This window comes from Pseudoalteromonas marina, from assembly GCF_000238335.3.
Classification (GTDB): Bacteria; Pseudomonadota; Gammaproteobacteria; order Enterobacterales; family Alteromonadaceae; genus Pseudoalteromonas; species Pseudoalteromonas marina.
Genome location: NZ_AHCB03000010.1, coordinates 183,344 through 207,552, shown reverse-complemented (window position 1 = coordinate 207,552; position 24,209 = coordinate 183,344). Strand labels below are relative to the sequence as shown.

General features: G+C 40.0%; 30 protein-coding genes. 9 read left to right on the top strand and 21 right to left on the bottom strand.

Annotation, left to right across the window (positions count from 1 at the left end; genetic code table 11):
• Positions 1–975: 975 nt before the first annotated feature.
• The 18 genes from rplQ to PMAN_RS15310 form a co-directional block, all read right to left on the bottom strand.
• Positions 976–1,377 carry a 50S ribosomal protein L17 gene (gene rplQ / locus PMAN_RS15395; protein WP_006794892.1) on the bottom strand — a complete coding sequence of 134 codons (402 nt, stop codon included), beginning with the start codon at positions 1,375–1,377 and terminating at the stop codon, positions 976–978.
• Between the two features lie 39 nt (positions 1,378–1,416).
• The gene (locus PMAN_RS15390; protein ID WP_008127834.1) at positions 1,417–2,403 is read right to left on the bottom strand and encodes a DNA-directed RNA polymerase subunit alpha; all 987 of its coding nucleotides are present in this window, start codon (positions 2,401–2,403) and stop codon (positions 1,417–1,419) included.
• A gap of 24 nt (positions 2,404–2,427) precedes the next feature.
• Positions 2,428–3,048 (bottom strand): 30S ribosomal protein S4, encoded by a 621-nt coding sequence (gene rpsD, locus PMAN_RS15385; protein WP_002959461.1) that lies wholly within the window; start codon positions 3,046–3,048, stop codon positions 2,428–2,430.
• Between the two features lie 21 nt (positions 3,049–3,069).
• A complete protein-coding gene (gene rpsK / locus PMAN_RS15380) occupies positions 3,070–3,456 on the bottom strand; it encodes a 30S ribosomal protein S11 (RefSeq protein ID WP_002959471.1) in 387 nt (128 codons plus the stop codon).
• Between the two features lie 12 nt (positions 3,457–3,468).
• A complete protein-coding gene (gene rpsM / locus PMAN_RS15375) occupies positions 3,469–3,825 on the bottom strand; it encodes a 30S ribosomal protein S13 (RefSeq protein WP_006794252.1) in 357 nt (118 codons plus the stop codon).
• A 125-nt stretch (positions 3,826–3,950) separates the two neighbouring features.
• Complete coding sequence (rpmJ, locus tag PMAN_RS15370; RefSeq protein ID WP_002959476.1) at positions 3,951–4,064, bottom strand: 50S ribosomal protein L36; 114 nt, start codon at positions 4,062–4,064, stop codon at positions 3,951–3,953.
• A gap of 22 nt (positions 4,065–4,086) precedes the next feature.
• Positions 4,087–5,415, bottom strand: coding sequence for a preprotein translocase subunit SecY (gene secY, locus PMAN_RS15365; protein WP_006794251.1), 1,329 nt, complete (start codon positions 5,413–5,415; stop codon positions 4,087–4,089).
• Positions 5,416–5,425: 10 nt separating this feature from the next.
• Positions 5,426–5,860, bottom strand: coding sequence for a 50S ribosomal protein L15 (gene rplO / locus PMAN_RS15360; RefSeq protein ID WP_006794250.1), 435 nt, complete (start codon positions 5,858–5,860; stop codon positions 5,426–5,428).
• A gap of 4 nt (positions 5,861–5,864) precedes the next feature.
• Positions 5,865–6,047 carry a 50S ribosomal protein L30 gene (rpmD, locus tag PMAN_RS15355; protein ID WP_002959482.1) on the bottom strand — a complete coding sequence of 61 codons (183 nt, stop codon included), beginning with the start codon at positions 6,045–6,047 and terminating at the stop codon, positions 5,865–5,867.
• 2 nt (positions 6,048–6,049) lie between these two features.
• Positions 6,050–6,556: a 30S ribosomal protein S5 gene (gene rpsE / locus PMAN_RS15350; RefSeq protein ID WP_006794249.1), complete on the bottom strand. Its 507-nt coding sequence runs from the start codon at positions 6,554–6,556 to the stop codon at positions 6,050–6,052.
• Between the two features lie 9 nt (positions 6,557–6,565).
• Positions 6,566–6,916 (bottom strand): 50S ribosomal protein L18, encoded by a 351-nt coding sequence (gene rplR, locus PMAN_RS15345; protein ID WP_006794248.1) that lies wholly within the window; start codon positions 6,914–6,916, stop codon positions 6,566–6,568.
• 9 nt (positions 6,917–6,925) lie between these two features.
• Positions 6,926–7,459, bottom strand: a complete 534-nt coding sequence (rplF, locus tag PMAN_RS15340; RefSeq protein ID WP_006794247.1) for a 50S ribosomal protein L6 — start codon at positions 7,457–7,459, stop codon at positions 6,926–6,928.
• 13 nt (positions 7,460–7,472) lie between these two features.
• Entirely contained in the window at positions 7,473–7,865 is a 393-nt protein-coding gene (gene rpsH / locus PMAN_RS15335) for a 30S ribosomal protein S8 (protein ID WP_006794246.1), read from the bottom strand.
• A gap of 21 nt (positions 7,866–7,886) precedes the next feature.
• The gene (gene rpsN, locus PMAN_RS15330; RefSeq protein ID WP_006794245.1) at positions 7,887–8,192 is read right to left on the bottom strand and encodes a 30S ribosomal protein S14; all 306 of its coding nucleotides are present in this window, start codon (positions 8,190–8,192) and stop codon (positions 7,887–7,889) included.
• Positions 8,193–8,202: 10 nt separating this feature from the next.
• Positions 8,203–8,742 (bottom strand): 50S ribosomal protein L5, encoded by a 540-nt coding sequence (gene rplE / locus PMAN_RS15325; protein ID WP_006794244.1) that lies wholly within the window; start codon positions 8,740–8,742, stop codon positions 8,203–8,205.
• A 16-nt stretch (positions 8,743–8,758) separates the two neighbouring features.
• Positions 8,759–9,073, bottom strand: a complete 315-nt coding sequence (rplX, locus tag PMAN_RS15320; protein WP_006794243.1) for a 50S ribosomal protein L24 — start codon at positions 9,071–9,073, stop codon at positions 8,759–8,761.
• Positions 9,074–9,083: 10 nt separating this feature from the next.
• Positions 9,084–9,452 carry a 50S ribosomal protein L14 gene (rplN, locus tag PMAN_RS15315; RefSeq protein WP_002959498.1) on the bottom strand — a complete coding sequence of 123 codons (369 nt, stop codon included), beginning with the start codon at positions 9,450–9,452 and terminating at the stop codon, positions 9,084–9,086.
• Positions 9,453–9,724: 272 nt separating this feature from the next.
• Positions 9,725–11,707, bottom strand: coding sequence for an AsmA family protein (locus tag PMAN_RS15310; RefSeq protein WP_010557709.1), 1,983 nt, complete (start codon positions 11,705–11,707; stop codon positions 9,725–9,727).
• A 213-nt stretch (positions 11,708–11,920) separates the two neighbouring features.
• Here PMAN_RS15310 and PMAN_RS15305 point away from each other — a divergent pair, with 213 nt between their 5' ends.
• The 9 genes from PMAN_RS15305 to PMAN_RS15265 all read left to right on the top strand — a co-directional run bounded on the left by PMAN_RS15305 (position 11,921) and on the right by PMAN_RS15265 (position 19,800).
• On the top strand, positions 11,921–12,346 hold the full coding sequence (locus PMAN_RS15305) for a hypothetical protein (RefSeq protein WP_010557710.1): 426 nt from the start codon (positions 11,921–11,923) through the stop codon (positions 12,344–12,346).
• An 8-nt stretch (positions 12,347–12,354) separates the two neighbouring features.
• The gene (locus PMAN_RS15300) at positions 12,355–12,555 is read left to right on the top strand and encodes a helix-turn-helix transcriptional regulator (RefSeq protein ID WP_010557711.1); all 201 of its coding nucleotides are present in this window, start codon (positions 12,355–12,357) and stop codon (positions 12,553–12,555) included.
• 139 nt (positions 12,556–12,694) lie between these two features.
• Positions 12,695–13,858 carry a hypothetical protein gene (locus tag PMAN_RS15295; protein WP_010557712.1) on the top strand — a complete coding sequence of 388 codons (1,164 nt, stop codon included), beginning with the start codon at positions 12,695–12,697 and terminating at the stop codon, positions 13,856–13,858.
• Positions 13,859–14,139: 281 nt separating this feature from the next.
• Positions 14,140–14,826 carry a TorF family putative porin gene (locus tag PMAN_RS15290; protein WP_010557713.1) on the top strand — a complete coding sequence of 229 codons (687 nt, stop codon included), beginning with the start codon at positions 14,140–14,142 and terminating at the stop codon, positions 14,824–14,826.
• A gap of 169 nt (positions 14,827–14,995) precedes the next feature.
• Complete coding sequence (locus PMAN_RS15285; protein WP_010557714.1) at positions 14,996–15,661, top strand: hypothetical protein; 666 nt, start codon at positions 14,996–14,998, stop codon at positions 15,659–15,661.
• A 265-nt stretch (positions 15,662–15,926) separates the two neighbouring features.
• A complete protein-coding gene (locus tag PMAN_RS15280; RefSeq protein WP_010557715.1) occupies positions 15,927–16,640 on the top strand; it encodes a YIP1 family protein in 714 nt (237 codons plus the stop codon).
• A 55-nt stretch (positions 16,641–16,695) separates the two neighbouring features.
• Positions 16,696–17,862: an efflux RND transporter periplasmic adaptor subunit gene (locus tag PMAN_RS15275; RefSeq protein WP_010557716.1), complete on the top strand. Its 1,167-nt coding sequence runs from the start codon at positions 16,696–16,698 to the stop codon at positions 17,860–17,862.
• A complete protein-coding gene (locus tag PMAN_RS15270) occupies positions 17,862–18,569 on the top strand; it encodes an ABC transporter ATP-binding protein (protein ID WP_006794234.1) in 708 nt (235 codons plus the stop codon). Before PMAN_RS15275 ends, PMAN_RS15270 begins: the two co-directional genes overlap by 1 nt.
• Positions 18,562–19,800 carry an ABC transporter permease gene (locus PMAN_RS15265; RefSeq protein ID WP_006794233.1) on the top strand — a complete coding sequence of 413 codons (1,239 nt, stop codon included), beginning with the start codon at positions 18,562–18,564 and terminating at the stop codon, positions 19,798–19,800. The genes PMAN_RS15270 and PMAN_RS15265 overlap by 8 nt, the downstream gene beginning before the upstream one ends.
• 13 nt (positions 19,801–19,813) lie before the next feature.
• Here PMAN_RS15265 and PMAN_RS15260 read toward each other — a convergent pair whose 3' ends face one another.
• The 3 genes from PMAN_RS15260 to PMAN_RS15250 form a co-directional block, all read right to left on the bottom strand.
• Positions 19,814–20,143 (bottom strand): Bor/Iss family lipoprotein, encoded by a 330-nt coding sequence (locus tag PMAN_RS15260; RefSeq protein WP_008127820.1) that lies wholly within the window; start codon positions 20,141–20,143, stop codon positions 19,814–19,816.
• On the bottom strand, positions 20,140–20,451 hold the full coding sequence (locus PMAN_RS15255; protein WP_010557717.1) for a Bor family protein: 312 nt from the start codon (positions 20,449–20,451) through the stop codon (positions 20,140–20,142). Before PMAN_RS15255 ends, PMAN_RS15260 begins: the two co-directional genes overlap by 4 nt.
• 170 nt (positions 20,452–20,621) lie before the next feature.
• Positions 20,622–24,200 carry an ABC transporter permease/M1 family aminopeptidase gene (locus tag PMAN_RS15250; RefSeq protein ID WP_010557718.1) on the bottom strand — a complete coding sequence of 1,193 codons (3,579 nt, stop codon included), beginning with the start codon at positions 24,198–24,200 and terminating at the stop codon, positions 20,622–20,624.
• Positions 24,201–24,209 lie beyond the last annotated feature (9 nt).

Sequence of the window (24,209 nt, the reverse complement as noted above, 5' to 3'; positions counted from 1 at the left end):
GGGTCGCATTATAGGGAGATCCGAAAACAGATCAACCCTTTTTTGAAGAAAACTTGAAAAAACATGCTGTTCGATGAGTATTTGAGCTAAACGCTCAAAAACACAACTAATAGTAAGCTTTATTTATCTAATAACGCCATTTTACTAAGTGTATGATGATAAATATCTTTCTAGTGCTTATTTGAAAGGTAATTATGGTGACAACCTTTTTAGCTTATGATTTTTTCTTGGTGTAACGTTACCGTTTTTATAGTAATGCTACTCACTTAGCTAAATCATTAATGAAATAGAGCCGTGTTGTAGATGACTACAGATTAGTGGTAAATAGCTAATAGGTAATAGGTAATAGGTAATAGGTAATAGGTAATAGGTAATAGGTAATAGGTAATAGGTAATAGGTAATAGGTAATAGGTAATAGGTAATAGGTAATAGGTAATAGGTAATAGGTAATAGGTAATAGGTAATAGGTAATAGGTAATAGGTAATAGGTAATAGGTAATAGGTAATAGGTAATAGGTAATAGGTAATAGGTAATAGGTAATAGGTAATAGGTAATAGGTAATAGGTAATAGGTAATAGGTAATAGGTAATAGGTAATAGGTAATAGGTAATAGGTAATAGGTAATAGGTAATAGGTAATAGGTAATAGGTAATAGGTAATAGGTAATAGGTAATAGGTAATAGGTAATAGGTAATAGGTAATAGGTAATAGGTAATAGGTAATAGGTAATAGGTAATAGGTAATAGGTAATAGGTAATAGGTAATAGGTAATAGGTAATAGGTAATAGGTAATAGGTAATAGGTAATAGGTAATAGGTAATAGGTAATAGGTAATAGGTAATAGGTAATAGGTAATAGGTAATAGGTAATAGGTAATAGGTAATAGGTAAATATAGTAATGCAGAAATTTTATTGATAATTTCCAGGCATTAAAAAGCCGAGCATAAGCTCGGCTTTTAGGTTTCTTTAAGACTTACTCTGCAGACTGTGCGTCTTCTTGAACTTCTTCGCTAGTCGCTGGGCGACCAACTAGTTCAATATAAGCCATTGGTGCATTATCACCAGTACGGAAGCCACACTTAAGAATACGAGTGTAACCACCTGGACGATCCGCGTTACGTGGACCGATTTCACTGAATAATTTACCAACAACTTCATTGTCGCGTGTGCGAGCAAACGCTAAACGGCGGTTTGCTACACTGTCAGTCTTAGCCAGTGTGATTAAAGGTTCAATTACACGACGTAACTCTTTCGCTTTTGGCAAAGTAGTTTTGATGATTTCATGTTTCACCAAAGAACCTGCCATATTGCTGAACATCGCTTTACGATGGCTACTGTTACGGTTTAATTGACGACCACTCTTACGATGGCGCATGACCCTATCCTTCTAACTAAACTAATATAGTGATTTAGATTATTCAGCTAAACTTGCAGGTGGCCAGTTTTCTAGGCGCATACCTAGAGAAAGACCACGTGAAGCTAGCACGTCTTTAATTTCAGTTAGAGACTTCTTACCTAGATTAGGCGTTTTAAGAAGCTCAACCTCAGTGCGCTGAACTAAATCACCGATATATTGAATTTGCTCGGCTTTCAAACAATTTGCTGAGCGTACTGTTAGTTCAAGATCATCGACTGGACGAAGCAGAATAGGATCGAATTCTGGTTTCTCTTCTTTCTCTTCTGGCTCAGTTACATCGCGTAAATCTACGAATGCATCTAATTGCTCAGCTAAGATAGTAGACGCACGGCGGATCGCTTCTTCAGGATCTAATGTACCGTTTGTTTCCATATCAATGATTAATTTGTCTAAATCTGTACGTTGCTCAACTCGAGCTGATTCAACCGAGTACGCAATACGTTCAACTGGGCTGAATGATGCATCAAGCAACAATCTACCAATTGGACGCTCATCGTCATCAGAGGATAAACGACTAGATGCCGGCACATAACCACGACCGCGCTCAACACGAATACGCATGCTGATCTCGCTGTTACCTGTAGTTAAATTACAGATAACGTGATCTGGATTAGCAATTGTTACATCGCCATCGTGCTGAATATCAGCCGCAGTAACAGGGCCTACACCAGATTTAGTCAGGGTCAGAAAAACTTCATCTTTGCCTTCTAACGTTACTGCTAAACCTTTAAGGTTTAATAGTATTTCAATGATGTCTTCTTGAACGCCTTCTTTCGCGCTGTACTCATGTAATACACCGTCGATTTCTACTTCAGTTACTGCACATCCAGGCATAGATGAAAGTAATATACGGCGTAAAGCATTACCCAGAGTGTGACCAAAGCCACGCTCTAATGGCTCTAAAACTATTTTAGAACGCGTTGGGTTTATAGCGTCGATGTCGACTAACCTTGGTTTTAGAAATTCTGTAACAGAACCCTGCATTTTATCCTCTCTTAACTCTTAACTTTACTTAGAGTAAAGTTCGACGATTAGTTGTTCATTAATGTCCGCAGACAGGTCTGAACGCTCAGGTAGACGCTTAAAGCTGCCTTCCAATTTCTTACCGTCAACTTCAACCCAAGTCGGCTTTTCACGTTGCTCAGCCAACTCTAGAGCAGCGATGATACGTGCTTGTGTCTTAGACTTCTCACGGATTACTACAGTATCTTCTGGAGTAATTACGTATGAAGGAATGTTCACAACACGACCATTAACTAGAATCGCTTTATGGCTTACTAACTGACGAGCTTCAGCGCGTGTGCTAGCAAAACCCATGCGATATACAACATTGTCTAAACGTTGCTCTAAAAGCTGTAACAAGTTTTCACCTGTATTACCTTTAAGGCGAGCAGCTTCTTTATAGTAGTTACGGAATTGCTTTTCTAATACACCGTAGATACGACGTACTTTTTGCTTTTCACGTAATTGTAAACCGTAATCAGATAGACGACCTTTACGAGCGCCGTGCTGACCAGGTGCAGTCTCAAGTTTACACTTAGAGTCGATAGCTCTTACGCCGCTCTTAAGGAACAGGTCAGTACCTTCACGACGACTCAGCTTGAGCTTAGGGCCCAAATATCTTGCCATGTTATTTCTCCTAACCTATTGTTAAACGCGACGTTTCTTCGGTGGACGACAACCATTATGTGGTATTGGCGTCACGTCAGTAATGTTTGTAATACGGTAACCAGCAGCATTCAAAGCACGTACAGCAGATTCACGACCTGGACCTGGACCTTTGATGAAAACTTCTAGATTTTTTAAACCGTATTCTTGAGCAGCAGTACCTGCACGCTCTGCAGCAACCTGAGCAGCAAATGGTGTAGATTTACGTGAACCACGGAAACCTGAACCACCGGCAGTAGCCCATGATAGTGCATTACCTTGACGGTCGGTAATCGTTACAATAGTGTTGTTGAAAGAAGCATGAACATGAGCCATACCATCAGCAACTTGTTTTTTAACCTTTTTACGACGAATTGGTGTCTTAGCCATAATACTATCCCCTTATCGCTTAATAGGCTTACGAGGACCCTTACGGGTACGCGCGTTAGTCTTAGTTCTTTGACCACGTAGTGGTAAAGAGCGACGGTGACGTAGGCCACGGTAACAACCAAGGTCCATAAGGCGCTTGATATTTAATGTAACTTCACGACGAAGGTCACCTTCAACAGTGTACTTGCCAACTGCATCACGCAGTACGTCAAGTGTTTCGTCAGAAAGTTCACCGATTTTTGTGGTCTCGGCGATACCAGTCGCTGCTAAGATAGCCTTAGAGCGAGTCTTACCTATGCCATAAATAGCTGTTAAACCAATAACTGCATGTTTATGATCAGGGACGTTAATGCCAGCAATACGGGCCACTAACACATCTCCTATATTCGAATTTGGTAATCAAAAGTTTGAAAAGCCCGTAAGGATACTCAAACGAAGACCAAATCACTACTAAAAACACAGGCCGAGAAATCTCAGCCTGCACGACTGTTTACTTAGCCTTGCCTTTGCTTATGCTTAGGCTCACTGCAAATTACGCGTACTACACCAGCACGTTTAATAACTTTACAGTTACGGCATATTTTCTTAACGGAAGCACGTACTTTCATTGCTCAACTCCGTAAACTGACCTTATCGACCGTAGCCTTTAAGGTTCGCTTTTTTCAGCACAGAATCATACTGATGAGACATCAGGTGAGTCTGTACTTGTGCCATAAAGTCCATGATTACAACAACGATAATCAAAATTGATGTACCGCCGAAATAGAATGGCGTTTGCCATGCCATAGTCATGAATTCGGGCACCAGACAGATAAAGGTTATATACAAAGCACCTGCCAATGTCAGGCGTGTCATCACTTTATCAATGTATTTAGATGTCTGCTCACCTGGACGAATACCTGGGATAAATGCGCCAGATTTCTTAAGGTTATCTGCAGTTTCACGAGGGTTAAACACCAACGCTGTATAGAAAAAGCAGAAGAAGATAATTGCCGCAGCTAATACAAGTGAGTACAAGGGTTGACCTGGAGTCAACGTTGTAGCAACAGCTTGTAATGCATCAGCGACAGGACCTTCACCTTGGCCGAACCAGCTAGCAATTGTACCAGGGAACAGAATTATACTACTAGCAAAGATTGGTGGAATAACACCCGCCATGTTTACTTTTAGTGGTAAATGCGTGCTTTGAGCAGCAAATACTTGACGACCTTGTTGGCGTTTAGCGTAGTTAACAACAATACGACGTTGTCCACGTTCGAAAAACACTACAAGATAAGTAACAGCGAATACTATAACCGCAACCATAAGTAGTACAAAAACATTCAAATCACCTTGGCGCGCCATTTCGACTGTCGAACCAATAGCAGACGGCAAGTTAGCTACAATACCAACAAATATTAGAACTGAAATACCGTTACCGATACCACGTTCTGTTATTTGTTCACCCAACCACATAAGGAACATAGTACCAGTTACTAAGCTCACCACAGCGGTGAAATAGAAACCCATACCCGGATTAACAACTAATCCGTTCATCATGCCCGGTAAGCTAGTAGCAATACCGATAGATTGAATAGTAGCTAGCACAAGCGTGCCGTAGCGTGTGTACTGGCTAATTTTTTTACGCCCTTGCTCGCCTTCTTTCTTAAGCTCTATAAACGGAGGATACATATGCGTTAATAGTTGCGTAATAATCGAAGCCGAGATATACGGCATAATACCCAGCGCTAACACTGAAGCTCGCTCAAGTGCACCACCACTGAACATGTTGAACATTTCAACAATGGTGCCCTTTTGTTGCTCGAAGAAATCGGCAAGTACAGCGGCGTCAATCCCAGGGATCGGCACAAATGAACCTAGACGGTAAATTATGATAGCGCCCAATACGAAGAGTAATCGACGCTTCAATTCCGAAAGCCCACCTTGTGCACTTTGTGTATCTTGACCTGGTTTAGCCATTTGTACTTCCTTAGTCTTCTACCTTGCCTCCGGCAGCTTCAATAGCTTCGCGTGCACCCTTAGAGGCTTTAAGACCTTTAAGTGTAACAGCGCGTGAAACTTCACCAGATTTAACAACTTTAACGAAAAGAACGTTCTTTTTAACTAGACCAGCTGCTTGTAACGCGCTTAGGTCTACCACATCGCCTTCAACTTTAGCGATTTCAAAAAGGTTTACTTCTGCAGATACTAACGATTTGCGTGAAGTGAAACCAAATTTAGGTAGACGACGTTGCATAGGCATTTGACCGCCTTCAAAACCAACGCGTACTTTACCGCCAGAACGTGACTTTTGACCTTTGTGACCACGGCCACCAGTCTTACCAAGACCAGAACCGATACCACGACCAACACGTTTAGGGGCAGTTTTTGAACCTGCAGCAGGTGAAAGTGTATTCAAATGCATGAAATTAACCCTCTACCTTAACCATGTAAGAAACCTTGTTTATCATACCACGTACACATGCTGTGTCTTCTAACTCAACAGTGTGATTGATACGACGTAAACCAAGACCGCGTAATGTAGCTTTATGCTTCGGTAAACGACCGATAGAGCTTTTTACTTGTGTTACTTTTACAGTTTGATTAGCCATGGTTACCCCAGTATTTCTTCTACGCGAAGGCCACGTTTTGCAGCGATAGACTGTGGAGAATTCATATTCTCAAGAGCCGAAATCGTTGCACGTACTACGTTGATTGGGTTAGTAGAACCGTAACATTTAGATAGTACGTTCTGAACACCAGTCACTTCTAGTACTGCACGCATAGCACCACCTGCGATGATACCAGTACCTTCAGAGGCTGGTTTCATGAACACTAGTGAGCCAGCATGACGTCCCTTAACAGGATGCTGTAATGTATTGCCATTTAGGTCTACATTGATCATGTTGCGACGTGCTTTTTCCATTGCTTTTTGAATAGCAGCTGGAACTTCACGTGCTTTACCATAACCAAAACCTACTTTACCTGCGCCATCACCAACTACAGTTAGTGCAGTAAAGCTAAAGATACGACCACCTTTAACTACTTTAGACACACGGTTTACCGCTATTAGCTTTTCAGCTAGATCAGGCTGTTGTTGCTTTGCTTCTACGTTAGCCATTGTCTACTCCTAGAATTGCAAACCGGCTTCACGCGCAGCATCAGCTAGCGCCTTCACACGGCCGTGATATTTAAAGCCACTGCGATCAAAAGCAATCTTTTCGATGCCTTTGTCAGCCGCACGTTCAGCAACCGCTTTGCCAACTGCTTGCGCAGCTTCAACGTTACCGGTGCCTTTAACTGTTTCGCTAATAGCCTTCTCAACAGTAGAAGCAGCAGCCAGTACATTACCCTCAGCATTAATTACTTGAGCGTAAATGTGACGTGGCGTGCGGTGGATAACAAGACGCGTTGTGCCTTGTTCAATATAATTTCTACGAGTGCGTTTAGCACGACGTAGACGAGCTGTTTTTTTATCCATCGTCTTACCTTACTTCTTCTTAGCCTCTTTACGGCGTACATTCTCATCTGAATAGCGAACACCTTTACCTTTATAAGGCTCAGGTTTACGGTATGCACGAATGTTAGCAGCTGTTTGACCAACTAACTGCTTATCTACGCCCTTAACTAGAACTTCTGTTTGGCTTGGAGTTTCAATCGTAATTCCTTCAGGAACTGCGAAATTAACTGGGTGTGAGAAACCAAGTGTTAAGTCTAAAACTTTACCCTTAGCTGCAGCACGGTAACCAACGCCTACTAACTGAAGTTTCTTCTCGTAACCTTCATGCGTACCAACAACCATGTTGTTGATTAGAGCGCGAGCAGTACCTGCTTGTGCCCATGCATTTGCTACGCCTTCACGAGGTAAAGTTGTAATAACGTTGTCGTTAACTTGTACTTCAACTGCGTCGTTGATAGTACGAGTAAGTTCACCGTTTTTGCCTTTAACTGTGATTTCCTGGCCTTTCAATGTAACTTCTACACCGGCAGGAACATTAATTGGTGCCTTTGCTATGCGAGACATAGTTCCCCTCCGATTAAGCTACAAAGCCAATGATTTCACCACCAACACCAGCACTACGTGCTGCGCGGTCTGTCATTAGGCCTTTAGAAGTTGATACGATAGCGATACCAAGACCACCCATTACCTTCGGTAATTCGTCACGTTTCTTGTAGATACGTAAACCAGGGCGACTTACACGCTGGATATTTTCAATTACAGCTTTGCCTTCGAAGTACTTCAACTCGATAGAAAGCTCAGGTTTAACTTCACCGTTAACTGCGTAGTCTACGATGTAACCTTCGTCTTTTAGTACTTTAGCTAATGCTACTTTCAGCTTTGAAGTTGGCATCGTTACAGATACTTTCTTCGCTGATTGACCGTTACGGATACGTGTGAACAAATCCGCGATAGGATCTTGCAAGCTCATAGTCTTACTCCCATGATTCTATTACCAGCTAGCCTTTTTAAGGCCAGGAATTTCACCGCGCATAGCTGCTTCGCGAACTTTAATACGGCTCATGCCGAATTTGCGAAGGAAACCATGTGGGCGGCCCGTAATGTTACAACGATTACGTTGACGTGCAGGGCTAGAATCACGAGGTAAAGCTTGTAGCTTAAGTACCGCGTCCCAACGATCATCTTCAGATGTATTAACATCACTGATGATAGCTTTTAGTGCAGCACGCTTTTCAGCATACTGAGCAACTAGTTTTGTGCGCTTTGCTTCGCGCGCTTTCATAGAATTCTTTGCCATAACCCTACCCTTATTTCTTAAATGGGAAGTTAAACGCTTCTAACAACGCACGGCCTTCCTCATCAGATTTCGCAGAAGTAGTGATAGTGATATCCATACCGCGTACACGGTCTACTTTATCGTAATCGATTTCTGGGAAGATGATTTGTTCACGTACGCCCATGCTGTAGTTACCACGTCCATCAAAAGACTTAGCACTTACGCCACGGAAGTCACGAATACGTGGGATAGCGATTGATACCAAACGCTCAAAAAAGTCCCACATACGCTCGCCGCGTAGGGTTACTTTACAACCAATTGGGTAGCCTTCACGCACTTTAAAGCCAGCAACAGATTTACGTGCTTTAGTGATTAAAGGTTTCTGACCAGAGATTGCAGTTAAATCAGCTACAGCGTGATCTAAAATTTTCTTGTCAGCTAGGGCTTCGCCCACGCCCATATTTAATGTGATCTTTTCGATCTGAGGGACTTGCATGACAGAGCTGAAACCAAACTTCTCTTGAAGCTCAGCAACTACTTTGTCTTTATATACTTCATGCAGTTTCGCCATCATTCTACTCCAACTATTAGATAGTTTTACCAGTAGATTTAAAGATACGTAATTTCTTACCATCTTCAATCTTGAAACCTACACGATCTGCTTTACTCGTTTCCGAGTTGAAGATCGCAACGTTTGATGCGTCCATAGACGCTTCTTTCTCAACAATGCCGCCAGCTTGGTTCAATTGTGGAACCGGCTTTTGGTGTTTCTTGATCAAGTTTATGCCTTCGACAAAGATTCGACCAGATTCAGTAACAACTGAAAGCACCTTACCGCGCTTACCTTTGTCTTTACCTGCTAGTACGATTACTTCGTCACCACGACGGATTTTTGCTGCCATGATTGGCTCCTTACAGTACTTCTGGGGCTAGTGAAACGATTTTCATGAACTTGTCATTACGAAGTTCGCGAGTCACAGGGCCGAAAATACGTGTACCAATTGGCTGCAAGTTATCATTTAAGATAACAGCCGCGTTGCTGTCGAAACGGATCAGAGAACCATCTGGACGGCGAACACCTTTTCTGGTACGCACAACTACCGCGTTTTTAACATCACCTTTCTTCACTTTACCGCGAGGAATAGCTTCTTTTACAGAAACTTTAATGATGTCGCCAATCGCTGCGTAGCGACGGTGTGAACCACCAAGGACTTTTATACACTGCACTTTGCGAGCGCCGCTGTTATCAGCAACTTCCAGCTGAGTTTGCATTTGGATCATGTTAATGACCTCCGGTGTAGTAATTACAACGTGTCTTAAAATTGTTTAAAATCAAGACATTTCGATTAAATCCCACTCAAAAACAAACGAGTTGTCTCTTAAGGGCGGGCAATTGTACCAGCATTGAGCATGTAGCGATAGGTTATTTTTTAATTAATTTAAGGACTGAGGGGATTTTATTAACGTTGCTAAAGCTATGTGACTATTTTTTCAATGGTTATAAAATAAACAAGGCACTTAAAAAGTGCCTTGTTTATTTTACTAGTGGTTACTTAGCCAAATAGTCCCTTTAATTTGTCTTTTACTTTATCTTTGGCTTTCTCTTTCGCTTTTTCTTTTGCGTCATCGAGTTTCTTTTTTGCTTCATCTTTTAAGGCATTACTTACATCAAGTTTAATTCCCACATCGTGAAATGGTCCTTTTATGCGTAACGGTATTTTAAAGCCTGTACTGTCATCGGTAGTGCCTTGACCTTCTATTGAATCTACAATCCCTGTTACCAAACGGTAATCAACTTTAGTGAGAGGTAAATCCACATCTCCTTCACCGGAAATACGAATCAGAGGGCTAATTAGTGAAAGGTCAGTATTGCGTCCAACACCTTTAATAAAATTAAAGCTACCTGTAAGCGCAGAAAAATCTGTTTGTTCTGCCTCTTCAAAGCCAGTATCTAATCCTTCAGAAGCGGCGCCAAAATTACCAGATATAATCTCTTTACCTTTACGAACCATTTCAGCAATGTTCGCCCCTTTTACAGCACCATCTGCAAACTCAAATGCCAACTTACCATTTAGCGCATCGATAAACGATTTTTGACTTTGTCCAGCTGTAGATAAATTCCAATTTAAAGAACCTCTACCGAGTACCTTGTCAAAACCGGTTGCATCAGTTAATAACGGCTGGGCATTTATATCTGTTAAATTAAAGTTTGTAGCTATTTTATAAGGCGCATTTTGAGCATCAATCGTAATTACACCTTTACCAGCGCCTTCATAGGCTGAAAAGCTATCTAAACTTAATTTAGCTACACCTTTATTTAGCGCCACTGTAAACTGGTTCGCACCCAGCTTTATATCATTTGCTATTAATCCACTAGAACGAATTACTACATTAGCATCTTGTGCTTTAAGGGCGCTTAAATCAATTTGAGTGTCATCCCAAACAATTGGCTCTGCCGGTTTGCTATCGCCTTCAGTCGGCTGTTCTTTTTTAGCAACGGCATCTGGCAAATAGGGATTAAGATCGAGCATCCCCAAATCTACATTTGCATTAATGGCTAAACGATTACCTAAACTAATTTCGCTTTTACCTTTAATTTGAAGTTCATCAAGCGTTGCAGTTAACTCTTCAAGTTTGAATTTTTCACCCAGTAAATGCATTTTACCATTTACACTAAATGCATTAAACGCATTATATTTCGCATTTAGGTCAACCCCCTGCCATTTAGCAATATTTTTTACCGACTCGCCATTGAGTGCTAATTGACCTTTTATGTCTTGCCCTTGTTTTGCGATTGAGCCATTAAATGTCAATTCAACCAAGCGCGAATCTAAATTTTGCGATACATTAAAAGCCTGACCTTCAATCGCTTTGGCAGGAGTGTCGAGTTTTACATCTAGTTCAAATCGCTCCTGCATATAGGTAACCCCCCCTTTAACCTCAAGGGTTTTACGTAATGAAGGAAGTAAAATAGCCAGCTCTAAATCGCTAATTTGCTGCTTGGCGCCCGTTTGACCATCTAGATATGTAAATGTACCGCCATAAATAGCGACCTCACCCAGCTCAATATCAAAGTTAGCAGGCAGCTTAATTGCCTCACCAGGCTCAGCTTGCTCTATAGGTTGCTCTATAGGTTGCTCTGCTACAGCATCAAACAACTGCCAGTTAGCTTTGCCATTTTTATCTGTCTCTAATAAAATATCTGGTTCGTTAATAACAAACTTATCAAGCTTAAACTCACCGCCAAATAACGAGAACCAAGGTATATGTACTGCCAGCTGCTGCATACTTGCCATATCAGCTCGCGAACCTGTTTGCATATTAGCAAAGTGGACATCATTCAACTCTAACTTTAGTGCAGGAAACACACTAAGCGTTTTGTCACCATTAATTGTTAGCGTTCTTCCCGTCGTTTTTTGAACTTCCTCTGATACTTTATTAAAAATGGTATCGGTAGGAATTAAAAAAGGCGCTGCCACAATTAAAGCAATACAGAGTAAGAGTATTACACCAAAAATTTTGAGTAAGGTTTTCATGTTCGTCCTTTAAGCGGTCAAATTATGTTTTTATCATAGCGAGTGTTAAGCCTAAAAGCATTGCTGTAGATAAAAAAAGCTCATAAAAGCAGTTTACTTATTTCATATGAATCGTTCCTGAAACATTCTGATACCTTTAGGTTACAAAAAATAATTGACTCATTGATACCCCAGAGGTTACAAGAAATCAAATACTATTAAAGGATGAATACTATGAAACAACAAGATATTAAAACAGAAGAACAATTTATGAGACAAAATATACGGTTTTGTATAAGCGCTGGCGTAGTTTGTTTACTTCTCAGTGTTTACTCACTAACTAACCATAATATAGAAGAGATGATAGTTGTTGGAATGAGCGTTTTATTTTATATGGTTGTAACTGCAATTTTTATGATTAAAGCAAGCTTTCCGCTAAAAATGTATTTTAAATATGCTTATAAAGATGAGTTTCTAAACACCATTGACATTAATGCCTATAAACATACAAGTTGTGCATTTGGAGTTTGTCTTATTGGTGTTTTGTATAATAACGATTCAATACCTAGCGAGGTTTCGCATGCAAATATGGCAATATTTTACTTAGGTATTATGCTCTTAGTATATGGAGTATCAACCCTTTGGCAGAGCCGTGATTAGGAGTCAAAGTGCAAAATAACATAGCAAAATTTCGTAAAGAGGCGGGGCTTTCACAGCAAGAACTTGCCGATGCTATTAGCGTTTCACGTAAAACAATAAGTACAGTAGAAACAAATCGATTTACGCCGTCGGTCATTATAGCCCTTAAAATCGCAGCTCATTTTCACGCATCAGTTGAAAGCCTCTTCATATTAGAAGAGGCTGATTAATAACCGAGCTGGTTAGATTAACCCCGATTTTAAACACCATAATAATGCAGCGCGCAGGACAGCGCTGTTGTTATTAGTGTATTTGAGCTAAAATAAGCAATGCTAATACATATATATAAATCCGGAGTATCTACAAGGCATGAAAAAACTGCTAATTTCACCGTCAAAAATGACACTAGGCGAGCAAGAAAATCAAATCTATCAGAACATTCTGAAACAATCTTCAGAATTAAGCCTTAACCTTATGGCCGTGAAAGTAGAAAACCATCCTGATGATTTTTTACCTTGGTGTTACGAGCTATTAAACGCAAGCAGAGATCGTATTAACTACGACTTACTTGAGCCGCAACAGCTACCTGTTCTTAAAAAACTGCATGATCAGCTTATTTCGGCTATCAGCTTTTTACAAGTTAAAACGCTTCGTGTAGCCCCTTGGCCTGTGGTAAGTGTATTTATAGAGCAACATAAAGACGTTATTGCACTTGATGAACAACTTCGTTTAGCAAGTTACGTAAAAAGTATTCGTGAGCAATCATTAAAAGACATGATCCCTGAAGACCTTCTTGCTTTTACTGGCAAGCATATGGCTTCACTTGATCCAAGCACTTACGATTTTGATGTTGAGTGGTTTGCATCAACTAAGAGTGCTAAAGTTTTCCACCAACTCATTGGTGATTTACCGGGTGCGTTTGATGAAGCACTGGCTAATATTCCTCTTGAAGGTGACATTACCCATTACGAGTACCAACAGTTTGTAGCTGCTTATAGCAAAATATTTACTGATAGCAGTGAAAAGCCAACTCTTGCTCCGGCAACACGACTACTTGCAATGCGTCGCCCTGATATTTTTACGCCAATTACAAATAGCCGTTTAGACGCATTATGCTCAGCACTTGCGGTTACTAAACTTAAAAATAGTGATTTTGAGCGTTACTGGCAAGATATTGTAAAAGGCATTCAAGCTATGTCATGGTACAAAATGGCAAATGCTTCAAATGAACTAGAAGAGCAACTAGTGTCAATTAAAGCGCTTATTCCGTGCTTTTTTTACTACGCGGATAACAAAACACCAGATAGCTCTAACTATATTAAATTACTTAATAAACCAAAGCGTAGCACCACTAAAACGGGTAAAACACAACGCAGAGGTAAAGAGTCTGCTGAAATTTTAGTTGACCGCGCTTTGGCTGCCGATGATATTCCTGAGCATATTCGTAGCAAACGCGACTCAATAATCAGCGAAGTTCAAAAAGGCCGCAGTGTAAACGAAACAATTAGTCTAATGCGCACCATATTTGGCTAAATAATTCTAAACAAGCTGTACTTTCATGGTGCAGCTTGATTATTTTATGCACCAGCGATGTGCGATAAAATATTTCTTCCGCATAATCTAAAGCACCCACCCCAAACGCAAGTCATTGTTAATAAAATATAAAATTTAATTTTAAAACAAAATAAACCAAGCTGGCACACACAGTGCAATTCTATTCTCAGTTAAACAATAAAAACGCATAAATCAAAAGGCTACGGTACTTCATAATAAAAGCCTTCCTATGCAAATAATCATATAACGGGAAATGGAACATGTTAAAACTAAAAAAAACAATCGCTTTTAGCGCCGTGGCATTAATGGCTGCAACGTCACTTACATCAACAGCAGTAAATGCTGAAGTATCTGCGAATGTAGCAGCTACCTCAAATTACTTATGGCGTGGACAAGAACAAACTGGCGGCGACGCTGCTATTTCTGGTGGTATTGATTACGCTGACGAATCTGGGTTTTATGCTGGTACATGGGTATCTAATGCATCTTGGGCTGACGAAATGACCTACGAGCTAGATTTTTACGCAGGCTTTGGTGGCGATATTAGCGAAGGTGTTAGCTACGATGTAGGTTACATTTATTATGCTTACCCAGACGCGGCATCAAGCGCAGATGCTGATTTTTCAGAAGTTTACGGTAGCATCAGTGTTGAAGGCTTTACCTTTGGTGCATCAGTGCTTGCTACATCTGCTGCAAGTGGTGACGGTACAGACTTTGGTGACTCACTTTATTTGACAGCTGATTACGGCTTTGCCGTAGGCAGCAATGGTACAGAAATGGCTTTACACATAGGTCATTATTCTGGCGATTTTATTGGTGACGAAGACATCATTGATTACGGTGTGTCTGTGTCAAAAGATGGATTCACATTTGGCGTATCAGACACTGATATGGACGAGTCAGATGTAAAAGTTTACGTTGCTTACGCTGTAGACTTCAGCCTATAAACAAACATGTGTTACTTGCTGCAACTGAAGGGCCATTTGGCCCTTTTTTTATACTAAGGCAAATTTGTTTAAGTATTCATGACTGTATACCTAGAAGGTAGGTTCTTACTATGTTAAGTTGAATTGGACTTTTCAAAGCTTAGGCTTTTGATTACTAAGGACAGTAAAAATGAAACATAAAGTGTTAATTACTATTTCTGTTATTGCAGTTAGTTTTGCGATTATCTTCACATTACATTACTCACCAGAGCCTAATCTATCGGTTCAACAATCAGCTATCGAATCCAACAAAAACATCCCAGTAATTGATATGAAGCCCATACAAACTTTATCTACAGGTAAAAACGTGTTGCGCATCACCGATAAAAGCAATTCAACAACACAAGAACAGTTAGATAAACCAGAGCAACAAGTCTTAACTGCTGAAGTATTTTCTGATGAGTTTGTCTCTTCCGAAAATGGCAAAGAGTTTGTGTCAAAAAAAGCATTAGATGACGTATTTAAAAATGACACTTCACTATTACTGCAACGCATGTCTGATATTGAATACTCTGAAGTTGCCCAGATACGTAAAGATAAGTTAAACGAATTTATTATAAATGAATTAAAAGACGTTACCATTTTACAGCAAGACTTAGAGTGTGCAGGAAAGGTTTGCGCGATAGAACTTACTTATACGCAAAGTAGTAACCAAGCATCTATTGACACCCTTTCAAGCTTTTCTAAAAACTATTCTTTTCAGCAATTCACTGAAACCGAAAGTGGTGATAAAAAACTAAAAGCATTGTATATCGCAACAGATAACCCTAGCGGTCTGAGTTTATCTGATAGCTAATTAAATAAATGGCTGTATTTGCATTAGATACAGCCATAACAACGTGATTATTAAGCCCCACTCCTTATGGCTCAATCATATTAAAACCATCTGGCAACTATAGAGCTTAACAATACGTCTTTTATTAATTACTTTTATAATGCCCACCCTTGTTAACAATCGGTTACAATTGAATAAAATTAGTACATACTTTTTCCTATATTATTAATCTATCCATTGGTATCAAGTGTTTACCAAATCACATATAGGTTATTAAGGAATAATAATGAAATCACCTAACGCATTTAGCGCCCTACTCGATATTTACATTAGTCCAAGCAAAGCTTTCAATGGTGTTGAGCACGCCAAAGGTTGGTCATGGCTTGCTTTTATAACAATATCTTTAGTTTCAATGGCGAGTATTTATATTTTTTATTCTACCGTTGATATGCAGTTTTTGATTAACGAGCAATTTGCAGCTGCAAGTGTTGATGCAACAATTGGCGAGCAAAAAATGATTCGCCAAAGCATTGAACAAAATGCCGAAATACAAGTATGGATTAGCATGATATCAATCGTATTAGGTACTGCAATCATAGCCGCGATCATGGCTGTGTATTATATGCTCATTGCTAAATTAGACCCAGAGTCAGAGCACAGCTATGGTGCTTGGTATGGTTTTACTATTTGGACAATAATGCCAAATATTGTTCTAAATTTAGGTACGATAGCACTTGTACTTAGTGCAAGTACCGATCAAATATCTCAAACAGCAGTATTTAACTTTGATTCAATTAATCAGCTTGTTGTTGGGTTAGAGCCTGGTAGCGCATTTTATACATTACTAGAATCATTAAAGCTAAGTAGTCTTTGGGGGATTGGACTAGGAATGGTTGGCTTAAAATGTTGGACAAATTTTTCAACAAATAAAGCGTTACTTTTCTCGGCGCTTCCAACACTCGTTATTTTTGGTATTTGGGCAATTATTGCCGCAATGTAATTAATAAGCAGAGGTATTTTACCTTTGCGCTACTTATTCACGGACAGATGTATATATGAAAAAAGCAATAATAATAACGATAGCTATAGTCGCTTTTGTAAGCCTAATCGTCTCTAAGCAGGTGACCGGTGATAAAAAGCAAGCCCAAGTGAATATTGCGCAGGTTGAGCAAGGGAATATTGCTGATTCAATCATGGCGTCGGGCAATCTAGTTTTTAATACCCAAGTGCAATTGCGCTCTGAGGTAACTGGTCGTGTCGATAAGGTATTTGTAGAAGAAGGGCAAAGCGTTAAGCAAGGGGATATTTTAATGCGCCTTGATACAACGGCCTTCGAATCAGAAGTAAACCGAAACCAAGCCGTTCTACGCGCTACCGAAATTGAAATAAAACATAGCCAAACTCGCCTTGCTAATTTAGAGCGCCAATTAAAAAGGCAAAAAGAGCTATACGATGTTGGATTAGGAAATCAAGAAAGCTTTGAAAATATCGAAAGTGCTCGCGATCTAGCAAAAATAGATATCGAATCACGCAAAGAGTCATATAACCAAGCGCAAGCGTCGCTTCAAATTGCACAAGATCGCCTAAGTAAAAGTGTATTTAGAGCGCCAATGAGTGGCTTACTGGCATCGGTTAATATTAAAGAAGGTGAAACAGTTATTGCAGGCACAACTAATATTATTGGTTCAGACCTTATGCTTGTTGCCGACCCTAGCGCTATTTTAGCAGAGCTTAGAGTTGATGAAACAGATATAGCCAGCATAAAACTAAATCAACAAGCTGATATTTATGCCGCAGCCTACCCTAACGAACCATTTAGCGGCAAAGTGATTAATATTGGTACATCAGCTAAAAACCAACCAGGTTCGCAAGGGCTTTCTTTTAGAGTTAAAGTATTATTAGACCCAACAGATCGCCAACTTTATGCGGGTATGAGTTGCCGAGCAGAAATTGCCACCAGTATTGCCGAAAATGGTTTAAAGCTCCCTATTGAAGCAATACAAAAAGAAGAGGGTAAAACCTTTGTATGGCGCTTAAATAGCGATAATACCGTCAGTAAAGTAATAGTAAGTGTTGGTATTTCGTCTGACATTGAGCAAGCTATAACAGAGGGGCTAAGCAAAGGCGATAATGTGGTTATTGGCCCCGCTCGACCAATTAGCAAGCTGCAAGAAGGCGATGTTGTTTCACTTAAAAATGACGCAGACGAGGAAACACTATAATGTCTGCGGTAATTAAGTTAGAACACATTAACAAACAATATGTAATGGGCGAGCAAGTATTTAAAGCGTTAGATGATGTAAATATCGTCATGAATGAAAATGAATACGTAGCCATTATTGGCCCTTCAGGCTCAGGTAAATCAACTTTAATGAACTTACTTGGCTGCTTAGATACACCCACTAGTGGCGATTACTTTTTAAAAGATAAGCTTGTAAAAAGTATGACCGAAACCGAGCTTGCCCATCAACGCAATGAAAGCGTCGGATTTATTTTTCAAAGCTTTAACTTATTGCCTCGCGCATCTGCACTTGAAAATGTAATGCAGCCCTTGGTTTATCGTTTTATACCCGCAAAACAACGCAAACAAAAAGCACTTGAAGCATTGCAACGCGTTGGTCTTGGCGACAAGGTTGATCACCTATCAAGTCAGCTTTCGGGTGGGCAACGTCAACGTGTAGCCATTGCTCGCGCATTAGTAACTAAACCACATATTTTACTGGGGGATGAACCCACTGGTAATCTTGATAGTAAGACCACAGCAGAAATAATGACCTTGTTTGATGAACTGCATAATGAGGGACACACTATTATTTTAGTCACCCACGAGCAAGAAATTGCAGACCATTGCCAACGGGTTATTCGCTTAGTCGATGGTAAGGTAGTCAGTGACGTAAAAAAAGGCGAAGGAGAAAAACAACATGTTTAAATCTGCCATTGCCATTATGGAAGGAACAAAAGCAGCATTAATGGCTATTAAGGCCAACGCAATGCGCAGCGCATTAACCTGTTTAGGTATTATTATTGGTGTTGCAGCCGTTATAACTGTGGTTGCAGTTATGCAGGGCTTTACTAAACAAATTAACGATCAACTTGCTGACATGGCACCCGATGTAACCTCAATCAAACCATTTACAAGCATCGAGCAAGAAATGGTTGGTAAAAACGCAAAACTGACTTACTCCGATTTTCTAACACTAAAAGCACGTATAAAAGAAGCCGAAACACTGACCGCACTTATGTTTACGTGGCGTTTTTCTGGTGGAGCTGAATACGGAAATAAAAGCCATTCATCACGCGTGATGGGAACCGAACAAGATTACCAAAAAGCATACCGCACGTTTCCAGAATTAGGCCGCTTTATTCGCGCGGAAGATGACGAAAAACGCCGTCGGGTTGCGTTCATTGGTCCTTCTATTATTGAAAAGTTAAATTTACCCGATAACCCCGTAGGCGAATATATCAAACTTGGTGGCGAATGGTTTAGGATCATTGGAGTAGCCGAAAAACAAGGTAGCTTATTTGGCTTTGATCAAGATGATTATATAAATATTCCGATCAGTACCATGAGCGCGTTAGAGGGTGCTAGTAGCACGAGTAACGTGCAAATAATGTTTAGACTTAAAGAAGGGGTCGATGAAGAGCTTACTTTAGCTAAAATAACGCGTATTTTACGCCAATTACATAAATTAAAAGACGGTGAAGAAAACGACTTTGAATTTGAAACCGCTGAAAAAGCCCGTGCTAATGTTGATAAGTTTACAGGTAGCGCCACGGCAATCACTGCTGGTATTGTTGGTATAAGCCTTGTTGTAGGGGGGATTGGCGTAATGAATATTATGCTGGTATCGGTGACTGAACGTACCCGTGTAATAGGCACTCTTAAAGCATTGGGCGCAACACCCGGCTTTATTATGCTACAGTTTTTGGTGGAAGCCGTAGTGCTATCGTTATTTGGCGGACTCATTGGCTTAGCTATAGGTTATGGTGCTGCCGCATTGATTTCGTTTATGGTTCCCAGTATGCCGGATGCTTACATACCTGGTTGGGCTGTGATGCTATCGTTCGGTTTTACGTCACTTATCGGTATTATATTTGGCTTAGCCCCTGCTATTAAAGCGGCAAGGCTAAACCCTATTGAAGCATTACGATACGAATAATCAGCATTAATCTCTACTCAGCTTTAAAAGGTACCTTAGTGCAGCTCACTTCAACTGTTTTAGGGTACCAAGCCGGGCCTATCTGATTAACTACAACCTCCGCTACTCCATTACTAAATGACTTATACGTGTGCACCGTTTGCCATTGTCCTTGCGGGCAATGCTCACTTAAGTCAACCGCATCAGATCCCTCATACAAAGCTAAAGCAAAATTATGATGCCACTGAGAACTATTGTGCGACTGGTTATTAACTTTTTCAGGTACACCATTATCAAAGTAAATATTTGTGCAACCAGTTAACATAGCAAAAGTAATACTGCCTAAAATTAATTTAAGATTCATAACGCCTCCTGCGTATTTTGCTCTTCACACCATACCTTTATGGTATGTGGTGAATAAATGCCTAGCGTAATTAAACCCAACGCACCATCGCTAAATGTTTGTTGCGACTGCATTTGAGCCGCTTGTGTATCTGTACAAATCTGTTTTACATCTACACGTTCCTCTCCTACTAATCCCCATAAATAAAATGGACGGCTATCTTCGTAGGTCGCTTTACTTGTAATTTTTGCGATAGCGTGTGGCTGTATGGTAACCGCAGAACAGGCGCTTAAGCCTAATACTACAAACCCCATTATTAATGATTTCATGTTTGTCCTTACTTGGTACTTACTTTCAGTAAATAAACTTTACAGTAAACCAGTAAAATAATGAGTAAAAAGCTGTGCGAAAAATGTAGCCAACCTTACAGATTTCAAACAGTTTTTTACACAAAAAAGGCCGCAAAATTGCGGCCTTTGAGTAAGTTTAGTTTCAGCTATTAAAACTTAGCCAAATTATTTACATTGTCTTTATCAACCAGTTTTACGTACGGATCTACCCCTGCAAATAAAGGTTTTTCTTTTACCTTTAACTCAATAATATTAGTACCCGTTACTATTTGATGTTTTTGTGAGTAAATCACAAAATCTTCAGCGAGTAGATTTTCAGGATCGTCACTAAACAACACAATATCAATTAACTCATCGAGTGGCTGTTCTGTTTCTTCACCTTGACCATCAGCACGTTGCTTAACAGCTTCAACGTTTAACGTAACACTGTAAAAGCCCTCACTGTCGGCTTCGTCTGAAATCGAAACCTCTTTCATTTCCAGCTCATACAAAGTGATATATTTAAACTGATCGTCAATAAAGTTTTGCTCAGCTTGGGTTGCGTCTTGTTTTAAATAACTTAGTAAATCAAGTGTTGTTGGGTATGGCGTTGACTGATATCTAAACTCATTTAAAAATGCCTTAAGTGCAGCGTTTAGGCGTTTTTCACCTAGGCGATCATAAATCGCCATCATAACAACAGATCCTTTATTGTAATGAAGGTATTGCTGAGCCTGGGTTTTATATAGTGGCATCTCTTCAAACGCTTCTCCAGTGCGGCCCATTAAGTACCTATCTAGCTCGTATTTTAAAAACTTACGTAGCTTTTCTGGGCCAAAGCGTTTTTCAAGCACCATAAGCGCACTGTATTGTGAAAGCGTTTCGGACATAACTTCACTCCCCTCTACATTGGCGCCTGATACTTGATGACCCCACCATTGATGCGCTACTTCGTGTGCAGTTACGTAATAAGGCAGGTCAATTTTACTTTCATCCCTTGAGTCTGTAACAAAACCAATGCTTTCTGAATAAGGAACAGTATTAGCAAAACTTTGCGCAAATGAGCGATAGCGAGGAAATTCAATAATACGTAATTGCTTATGCTGATAGGGGCCAAATGCTTGTGTAAAATAATCTATCGAGTCTTGAACCGATTCAATCATGCGGTCAACATTCCACGCATGACTTTTATGGAAATAAACCTCAATATTTACACCATTATGCTCAACCTTTTTACTTTCCAATTCAGCCGACTGCACCGCATAAAAATTTATAATAGGTGCATCCATTTCATAAACAAAGGTTCGGCGCCCATCTTTTACGCTTTCACTTTGTAAATAACCAGGTGTAATCGCAAATTGCGATTCATCGGTCGTTACCCTGGCCCTAAAGTTAATAAACCCAGTAGCTTGACCAAAATCACTTTGTGTATAGTACTGGCTATCTTCAAGTTTATTTGCTCGTTCTAGCTCTGGTAAGCCATGTTTACGGCGCTTAAATTTATCAGCCACCTGTAAACCACGGTTGTACCCGAAGTTAGGAAAAAGCTCCCAATTATTAATAAACGTACCATTAGCCACTAACTGTGTATCGGAGCCACTATCGGTAAAGCCTGTATGCTCGCGAGTGACAGACAGCTGCCCTTCTCTTACCTCGTCTGGCATAAGGGGCTGATCAAATTCAAACCATGCAGAATAAAGCGCTGGTAATTTTTCAACAATTTTACCGCCAGCCATCGTTACATCCCAGCTTTTGGCGTGTTGCGGTGAGGTGATCAATACTCGCGAAATTGGCTCATTAGATGTATTAGTAAACTTAATTTTTGCAACTGCACTTAAAGCACGCTTTTTAGGGTAAATATCAACAGTTAAGTCAACATCGGTCACCATAGGCACTGCTAAATCTTTATATTGTGCAAACTGTTTTTCATAGCTTACTTGCTTGTCTTGAAACGCATCGCTTGTGATAAATTCGTTTAAAACACGCGTATTGTGATAAATGTTATAACCTGCACCAACAAACACCAGTGCACTAACACAAACAATTACTTGCCCCTTTAACGACATATTATAACGAAGCAGAGACAGTCGTGTACGTAGTGTTTGTGAAGGTCCTCTATGCCATAACGCAAATCCTACAATAGCCAAAACAAGACTTAACGCGCCCCAATACAATGTGTACCAATGCGCTGCTTCCAAAAAGTGTCCATAACCGTTTATATCAGAGTACGGTACGCTGCTGCTTTTCGAAAAATGATACATATGGTGTTCAAATCCATAAGAATCCATTACGATTTGGGCAATGTAATAAAGAATAAACAAACCCATCCCTACGTATTTATTTGGGCTAATAATTTGTAAAAAGAAGGCAAGCACCGTCAGCATAATCAATGGTAAAAGCGATAAATAAACAATCCTGAATAAATACTGCCCCAACTCTAAATTAAATTGCCCTTTAAATAACTGCACTGTGATTGTTAGTATCATTCCAACAATAAACAAGCCTGAAATAGCCGTGATTAACGCCAGTATTTTTGATACCCAAAAAACACTGTTATGCACAGGAAAGCTATCAACAATATCGCCCATACCACTTTGACGTTCGCGCCATACAAGTTCTGCACTATAAAAAGCGATAATAACAAACAAAAATAAACCAGAAATACCGCTAATAATATTTACCATATTCGCGGTGATCGGCCAGTTAGTTGTGCCGTAAGCGCCTATGGGCGCAAACAGCGGGATCATAAGCGTTACAATACTTACACCCGCTAAAATCATAAAAGGAGCACTAAATATAACTTGTTTAAGTTCGAATATACTGCGCATTATTAGCTGAGATGGAGTACTAACCCCCGCTGATTTATAATTTTTAGCACTGTTGATAAGTGCAGCTTGTTTATTTTGAACAAAAGCAGAGACTTTAAATTGTTTTTGCTGTTTTTTAATTACTATGCGGTTGCTTAGCTTTCCAAGACCAAAAAACATTGTAATACTGATTGCCACCCACAATATACGGTTAACTAAAAGGTCACCTGTGAGGGTTAGCACTTCTGTGTTTTTATCACTCACAGTCCAGTAACGCGTCAAATCAATTAAAGACCCCAAGCCAAATGGGTCGGCGTAAACAACTATATTTCTAAATGCTAAATCATCAAAATAAGCACTGGCTATTTGATAGGCGATAAAAATAACAACGGCTGCGACATACACCGACATCATCGTTTTAAAATAGACAGCCACACTGTTAAAAATAGCCGAAAGCACCAGCAAACTGGGTACTGCAATATAAAAATAAGGTGCAGCGTAATACACAAACTTATTTGGACCCACTAGCTCACTATCGAGCCATCCAACTGATAAGCCAAACTGCGACCCTAAAAGTACTCCTAAAGGCACGGTTAAAAATACAACCAGCACCACTAAGTAAGCACCAAAAAAGCGCCCAGTTTGATAAGGGACAGGATTAACAGGCTTACTAAAAACCAGTTCATCCATTTTAGTTTCACTATTTCTAATAGCGGAGCTGGCAACAAAGTTAACTACCAAAAACATCGCAAATACACAAAATGTAATGGTCAACATCATAATTGAAAAAGGCGAATTCATATGTACATTAGCGCCGCCTAGCGGAAATTTGCTAGAAGAGCTGATAAAAAACGCCATAAAAAAGAACATTAATGAAATGATATAAAACGAGGGCTGGCGCACAAAATAGCGCAGCTCAAACGCGAGCATATTAAAAAACATAACGCCTCC

Coding starts and splice junctions, on each gene's coding strand:
- PMAN_RS15255 (WP_010557717.1), bottom strand. CDS start 20,451: ATGAAATCATTAATAATGGGGTTTGTAGTATTAGGCTTAAGCGCCTGT.
- PMAN_RS15305 (WP_010557710.1), top strand. CDS start 11,921: ATGAAACAACAAGATATTAAAACAGAAGAACAATTTATGAGACAAAAT.
- rpsK (WP_002959471.1), bottom strand. CDS start 3,456: ATGGCTAAGACACCAATTCGTCGTAAAAAGGTTAAAAAACAAGTTGCT.
- rplN (WP_002959498.1), bottom strand. CDS start 9,452: ATGATCCAAATGCAAACTCAGCTGGAAGTTGCTGATAACAGCGGCGCT.
- rpmD (WP_002959482.1), bottom strand. CDS start 6,047: ATGGCTAATCAAACTGTAAAAGTAACACAAGTAAAAAGCTCTATCGGT.
- rpmJ (WP_002959476.1), bottom strand. CDS start 4,064: ATGAAAGTACGTGCTTCCGTTAAGAAAATATGCCGTAACTGTAAAGTT.
- secY (WP_006794251.1), bottom strand. CDS start 5,415: ATGGCTAAACCAGGTCAAGATACACAAAGTGCACAAGGTGGGCTTTCG.
- rplF (WP_006794247.1), bottom strand. CDS start 7,459: ATGTCTCGCATAGCAAAGGCACCAATTAATGTTCCTGCCGGTGTAGAA.
- rplQ (WP_006794892.1), bottom strand. CDS start 1,377: ATGCGCCATCGTAAGAGTGGTCGTCAATTAAACCGTAACAGTAGCCAT.
- rplE (WP_006794244.1), bottom strand. CDS start 8,742: ATGGCGAAACTGCATGAAGTATATAAAGACAAAGTAGTTGCTGAGCTT.
- rpsD (WP_002959461.1), bottom strand. CDS start 3,048: ATGGCAAGATATTTGGGCCCTAAGCTCAAGCTGAGTCGTCGTGAAGGT.
- PMAN_RS15275 (WP_010557716.1), top strand. CDS start 16,696: ATGAAAAAAGCAATAATAATAACGATAGCTATAGTCGCTTTTGTAAGC.
- PMAN_RS15290 (WP_010557713.1), top strand. CDS start 14,140: ATGTTAAAACTAAAAAAAACAATCGCTTTTAGCGCCGTGGCATTAATG.
- PMAN_RS15265 (WP_006794233.1), top strand. CDS start 18,562: ATGTTTAAATCTGCCATTGCCATTATGGAAGGAACAAAAGCAGCATTA.
- rplO (WP_006794250.1), bottom strand. CDS start 5,860: ATGCATTTGAATACACTTTCACCTGCTGCAGGTTCAAAAACTGCCCCT.
- PMAN_RS15270 (WP_006794234.1), top strand. CDS start 17,862: ATGTCTGCGGTAATTAAGTTAGAACACATTAACAAACAATATGTAATG.
- PMAN_RS15260 (WP_008127820.1), bottom strand. CDS start 20,143: ATGAATCTTAAATTAATTTTAGGCAGTATTACTTTTGCTATGTTAACT.
- rpsH (WP_006794246.1), bottom strand. CDS start 7,865: ATGAGCTTGCAAGATCCTATCGCGGATTTGTTCACACGTATCCGTAAC.
- PMAN_RS15295 (WP_010557712.1), top strand. CDS start 12,695: ATGAAAAAACTGCTAATTTCACCGTCAAAAATGACACTAGGCGAGCAA.
- rplR (WP_006794248.1), bottom strand. CDS start 6,916: ATGGATAAAAAAACAGCTCGTCTACGTCGTGCTAAACGCACTCGTAGA.
- rpsN (WP_006794245.1), bottom strand. CDS start 8,192: ATGGCAAAGAATTCTATGAAAGCGCGCGAAGCAAAGCGCACAAAACTA.
- rplX (WP_006794243.1), bottom strand. CDS start 9,073: ATGGCAGCAAAAATCCGTCGTGGTGACGAAGTAATCGTACTAGCAGGT.
- rpsE (WP_006794249.1), bottom strand. CDS start 6,556: ATGGCTAACGTAGAAGCAAAGCAACAACAGCCTGATCTAGCTGAAAAG.
- PMAN_RS15280 (WP_010557715.1), top strand. CDS start 15,927: ATGAAATCACCTAACGCATTTAGCGCCCTACTCGATATTTACATTAGT.
- PMAN_RS15250 (WP_010557718.1), bottom strand. CDS start 24,200: ATGTTTTTTAATATGCTCGCGTTTGAGCTGCGCTATTTTGTGCGCCAG.
- PMAN_RS15390 (WP_008127834.1), bottom strand. CDS start 2,403: ATGCAGGGTTCTGTTACAGAATTTCTAAAACCAAGGTTAGTCGACATC.
- PMAN_RS15310 (WP_010557709.1), bottom strand. CDS start 11,707: ATGAAAACCTTACTCAAAATTTTTGGTGTAATACTCTTACTCTGTATT.
- PMAN_RS15285 (WP_010557714.1), top strand. CDS start 14,996: ATGAAACATAAAGTGTTAATTACTATTTCTGTTATTGCAGTTAGTTTT.